Raw genomic sequence first — 4,067 nt, 5'->3', positions numbered from 1 at the left:
AAAGTCGCTGGAGGTCATGTGGTTCCACAACCGAGCCGGAGCAATGCCGAGCCTGCGTGAGGCTATCGACGCGGCCAAGGAGCGCGGCCAATGAGCATGGAACTGATGGTCAAGGCCATGAAGACCACCAAGCGCGAGCGCGTGTACGCCAAAACTGGTGGGCGCTGCTCGTACTGCGGAACGCCTGTCGAACTGCTGACATTCGCTGTCGACCACGTAACCGCCCGCAAGCATGGCGGCTCGAATCGCATCGAGAACCTGATGCCAGCTTGCAACCCCTGCAACGGCGCAAAAGGGGCGAAAACGGTTGAGGACTACCGCATGTACCTGATTGCGAAATCGGTTACTGGCGAGCCTGTCTTCGGCCATTCCCAACTGCTCTACCTGAAGGCTGCGGGCGCATTCCCTGTCCTCGGCTTCGACAAGGAGCACAAATTCTATTTCGAGGTGATGGAATGAGCATCATCCGTGCCCCTCGGCCTGAAACGAAGTTCTACACCTTGGACAAGGCCATCAGCGAAGACGAGCGCCTTTCTTGGGCTGCGCGCGGGCTGCTGATATTCCTGCTGGGCAAGCCGGACAACTGGGAGGTGTCTGTCACCCACCTGATCAAACAGACCAGCAAGGCCATTGGTAAATCCAGTGGTCGTGATGCTGTGCGCGTGATTATCAAGGAGCTTGAGGCAGCTGGTTACATGGCTGTTGACCGTGCGCGCAATGACGGCGGATCGTTCAACGGCATGGCCTACACCGTGTGCGAGCGACCACAGACGGAAAATCCGTCTATGGGTTCACCACAGACGGAAAATCCGGCGCCGGAGAAACCGGCCCCGGCAAAACCGGCGCCGGGAAATCCCCCCCTAATAAAGAATGATCTTCAGCAACCTACTGAAGAAGAAGCAAGTACTGATCTTGAGCATTGCGCCCCACCCGCTGAAGCGGGAGAGAGCGCCGGCAAGGTCATCGCACTGGTCCCGCAGCCACGCTGCGTAATCCCCGCCGATATGCCTGGTCCGAAAGATCCTGAGTGCAAAACGTTCAAGGCCTGGGCGAACTACGCCATGGCCTACCGCAAGCGCTACCACGCATGGCCGGTATGGAACGCCAAGGCAGGCGGGCAGGTCGGCCAGTTGATCAGCCGTCTCGGCATCGACGTTGCCCACCATGTGGCCGCGTACTTCCTGACGATCAACGACGCGCGCTTGATCAACGGCTGCCACAACCTGGGCGATTTGCTGGCCAAGGCCGAGGCCTACCACACCCAGTGGGTGACCAACCGCCAGATGAACGCCACCACTGCCCGCCAGCAGGAGCAGACCCAGGCGAACATGAACGCGGCACAGGAAGCGGCTGACGCGATCCGCAACGGCCAGGGAGGTAAGCGCAATGCTTTCCTCTGACCAACAAGCCGAACTGGCCGTGGCCATCTGCGCCACTGCCGAGGCAATGGGGCAGGCCATCAGCGCTGGAGGCGCTCAGCTCATCGCTGAGGACCTTTCGGCCTACGAGCCTAGCGTGATCATTGGCGCGCTGCGCGCGTGCCGTAGAGAGCCTGCTGGGCGCCTTTCGCTCGGCATGGTCCTCAAGCACATCCACGCGGCTGACACCCGCCCCGGAAAGGATGAGGCGTGGTCGATTGCCCTGGCGGCCAGTGACGAGCATGAAACGGTCGTGCTCACCACAGAAATCCGCCAGGCCATGATCGCCTCCGCTCCAATCCTTGAGGCCGGCGACAAGATCGGCGCCCGGATGGCCTTCATGAGCGCCTACGAGCGGCTTGTCAGCTTCGCCCGCGCCGAGGACCAGCCGGCCAAGTGGGAGGTGTCGCTGGGTTACGACGCTGGGCGACGGGTGACGGCCATCGAATCCGCCGTACGCGCCCAGCTCATCACCCACGAGACCGGGGCCAAGTACCTGGCCGACTTGCGTATCGCACCAATCACCCAGGATGGCCAGGCCATCGCCGGTCTGCTCACTGGTGAAGTGCGCCCGCAGGCCAGCGCCAAGACTCGGGAAAAGCTCGCCGAGGTGCGCTGCATCCTCAAGGCAGCCCAGGCTAAGAAAGACCGCGAGCGCGCCAAGGAAGACCAGCGCCGTCGCATCGAAACCTATCTGCGCAAGCGGCAGACACGCGCCGCAGTCGCTCAGTTGAACATCAAGCGCGCCGGGCAGCCGGCCGGGGAGGGGGTGTGAGCCTATTCCAGTGTGAAGAGTGCGGTTGCCGCGACAACACCGCTACCAGCGGCTACTGGTTCCGCAATGATGAGGGGAATCCATGCCAAGGCCGAAAGCTTTGCGCAGCGTGTGACCCCAGCATCGGCAAGTGGCACGGCGTGTTCAAGCGTGAATACCTGCCCAAGGGCGAGTTCTTCACCAACCGCCAAGGGAATCTTGAGCACAAGACCACCGGCAAGCTTTGCCACGAGTACCTGGCCGAGGAGAAGCACTGATGGACACCAACAAGATGCGCGACACCTACGAGGCGTGGGCCATCCAGGATGCCTCCAGCGTCGGGCGTGACCTGGTGATCGACCGCGAGGGCGACTGGTACATCGGGAAGGACGCCCAGTTCCTAAATCTCGGCTGGGCCTCCTGGAAGGCCTCCCGCGAGGCCGTGGTGGTGGAGCTGCCTTCGGCCTGCGCATACGAAGGCCTGACCGAGCACTTGGGCTCATTGATCGAACTGTCCTACGAGGCTCCAGAGCATGACCCTGTTGGCCTTGCTCGACTTCCAGATGTCCGCGAGGCCATCGTGGCCCAGGGCCTGAAGGTGGCGCCATGACCGAGAAGATCAGTGTCAACTGCCAGGCCAAGCTATCCGAGGCCGTGACCATGCTCACCGGAATGTTCCGCGAGAATAGGTTCGTCGTGGTCAGCATGCGCCCGGGCAAGGACCGGACCCTGGACCAGAACGCCCTGTGGTTCGCGTTCTACAAGCGCATCTCCGAGATGACCCAGATCGGTGACGCATCGGAGGCCCGCAAGTACTGCAAGCTACACCACGGCGTGCAGATCCTGCTGAACGAGGATCAGGACTTCCAGGCTGCCTGGTACCGCGTCATGCGCCACCTGTCCTACGAGGAGAAGCTGGACATGATGGGCGACTGCAAGCTGTTCGGCCCGGACGGCATGCCGGTGACCAGCCTGTTCAATCGCGCCCAGGGCATTGCCTACACCGATCGCATCGTGGCGGACTTCTCGGCCCGGGGCGTGGTGTTCAGCGACCTACTGGGCGAGGAGGCCGCGTGAGGACAGCTCTCAAGGAAGTGAAGCAGAAGACCTGCAAGGCCTGCGGGGAGAAGTTCCGGCCGTCGCTGTCGACGCAGAAGGCCTGCGGCGTGCAGTGCGCGTTGGCACTGGCCAAGAAGCCAGAGAACCAGGCTGTGGCCCGAAAGGCGATTGCCCAGCGCGAGCGCCGCGAGATCCAGGTGCGTAAGCAGAAGCTCAAGAGCCGAGCCGACTACGTCCGCGAAGCCCAGGCGTTATTCAACCAGTGGGTGCGCCTACGCGACCAAGCGCAGCCATGCATCAGCTGCGGCCGACACCACCAGGGCAAGTACGACGCCGGGCATTACCGCACCGTTGGTGGCAACCCAGAGCTGCGTTTCGAGCCGCTCAACTGCCACAAGCAGTGCGTGCCCTGTAACCAGCACAAGTCGGGCGACATCGTGAACTACCGGATCAACCTGGTGCAGCGCATTGGCGCCGACAAGGTGGCCTGGCTGGAAGGGCCTCATCAGGCCCAGCACTACACCATCGAAGACCTCAAGGCCATAAAGGCCGAGTACCGCGACAAGATCAAAGCCCTGAAGGAGGCAGCATGACCTGGACACCAACCGACAGCGGCCAGCTGCTCATCCTGGCCATGATCATCTTCGGCGGGTATGCGCTTGCACGCGGCGCGGTCATCAAGGCAAAGCGCAAGCGCGAGGAGGGCGGTCCATGCAACTGAACAGCGCGCGTCAGGCGTGGCACGACTGCCTGTACACCGCCTGGGACAGCCAGGGCTCCTTTATCGAGCAACTCGGGCTGCTGGGCACCATGGTCCAGACCACCGAGAAGCAGCG

The 4,067-nt window shown here is 62.5% G+C and carries 8 protein-coding genes; all 8 read left to right on the top strand.

The features are described from left to right. Positions 1-90: 90 nt before the first annotated feature. The 8 genes from L6D64_RS27965 to L6D64_RS28340 are packed head-to-tail and all read left to right on the top strand — an operon-like array spanning position 91 to position 3,952. Entirely contained in the window at positions 91-459 is a 369-nt protein-coding gene (locus L6D64_RS27965; RefSeq protein WP_236192659.1) for an HNH endonuclease, read from the top strand. Next, positions 456-1,400 carry a phage replication protein gene (locus L6D64_RS27960; protein WP_236192658.1) on the top strand — a complete coding sequence of 315 codons (945 nt, stop codon included), beginning with the start codon at positions 456-458 and terminating at the stop codon, positions 1,398-1,400. Before L6D64_RS27965 ends, L6D64_RS27960 begins: the two co-directional genes overlap by 4 nt. Next, a complete protein-coding gene (locus L6D64_RS27955; protein ID WP_176510336.1) occupies positions 1,387-2,193 on the top strand; it encodes a hypothetical protein in 807 nt (268 codons plus the stop codon). Before L6D64_RS27960 ends, L6D64_RS27955 begins: the two co-directional genes overlap by 14 nt. Continuing rightward, positions 2,190-2,450, top strand: coding sequence for a hypothetical protein (locus L6D64_RS27950; RefSeq protein ID WP_100413170.1), 261 nt, complete (start codon positions 2,190-2,192; stop codon positions 2,448-2,450). The genes L6D64_RS27955 and L6D64_RS27950 overlap by 4 nt, the downstream gene beginning before the upstream one ends. Next, positions 2,450-2,782 (top strand): phiTE_015 family protein, encoded by a 333-nt coding sequence (locus tag L6D64_RS27945; RefSeq protein ID WP_176510337.1) that lies wholly within the window; start codon positions 2,450-2,452, stop codon positions 2,780-2,782. The genes L6D64_RS27950 and L6D64_RS27945 overlap by 1 nt, the downstream gene beginning before the upstream one ends. Beyond that, the gene (locus L6D64_RS27940) at positions 2,779-3,249 is read left to right on the top strand and encodes a hypothetical protein (RefSeq protein ID WP_176510338.1); all 471 of its coding nucleotides are present in this window, start codon (positions 2,779-2,781) and stop codon (positions 3,247-3,249) included. The genes L6D64_RS27945 and L6D64_RS27940 overlap by 4 nt, the downstream gene beginning before the upstream one ends. Further along, complete coding sequence (locus tag L6D64_RS27935) at positions 3,246-3,824, top strand: recombination protein NinG (protein ID WP_176510339.1); 579 nt, start codon at positions 3,246-3,248, stop codon at positions 3,822-3,824. Before L6D64_RS27940 ends, L6D64_RS27935 begins: the two co-directional genes overlap by 4 nt. Next, the gene (locus L6D64_RS28340) at positions 3,821-3,952 is read left to right on the top strand and encodes a hypothetical protein (RefSeq protein ID WP_276575184.1); all 132 of its coding nucleotides are present in this window, start codon (positions 3,821-3,823) and stop codon (positions 3,950-3,952) included. The genes L6D64_RS27935 and L6D64_RS28340 overlap by 4 nt, the downstream gene beginning before the upstream one ends. Positions 3,953-4,067 lie beyond the last annotated feature (115 nt).

Source organism: Pseudomonas urethralis, from assembly GCF_021602465.1.
In the GTDB taxonomy this organism is placed as follows: Bacteria; Pseudomonadota; Gammaproteobacteria; order Pseudomonadales; family Pseudomonadaceae; genus Aquipseudomonas; species Aquipseudomonas vlassakiae.
The sequence above is the reverse complement of the archived record's forward strand: the minus strand, read 5'-3'. Positions and strand labels throughout refer to the sequence as shown.

What these genes read in the sequence shown, in the direction of transcription:
- L6D64_RS27965 (WP_236192659.1), top strand. Translation starts at nt 91, where the DNA reads ATGAGCATGGAACTGATGGTCAAGGCCATGAAGACCACCAAGCGCGAG.
- L6D64_RS27960 (WP_236192658.1), top strand. Translation starts at nt 456, where the DNA reads ATGAGCATCATCCGTGCCCCTCGGCCTGAAACGAAGTTCTACACCTTG.
- L6D64_RS27955 (WP_176510336.1), top strand. Translation starts at nt 1,387, where the DNA reads ATGCTTTCCTCTGACCAACAAGCCGAACTGGCCGTGGCCATCTGCGCC.
- L6D64_RS27945 (WP_176510337.1), top strand. Translation starts at nt 2,450, where the DNA reads ATGGACACCAACAAGATGCGCGACACCTACGAGGCGTGGGCCATCCAG.
- L6D64_RS27940 (WP_176510338.1), top strand. Translation starts at nt 2,779, where the DNA reads ATGACCGAGAAGATCAGTGTCAACTGCCAGGCCAAGCTATCCGAGGCC.
- L6D64_RS28340 (WP_276575184.1), top strand. Translation starts at nt 3,821, where the DNA reads ATGACCTGGACACCAACCGACAGCGGCCAGCTGCTCATCCTGGCCATG.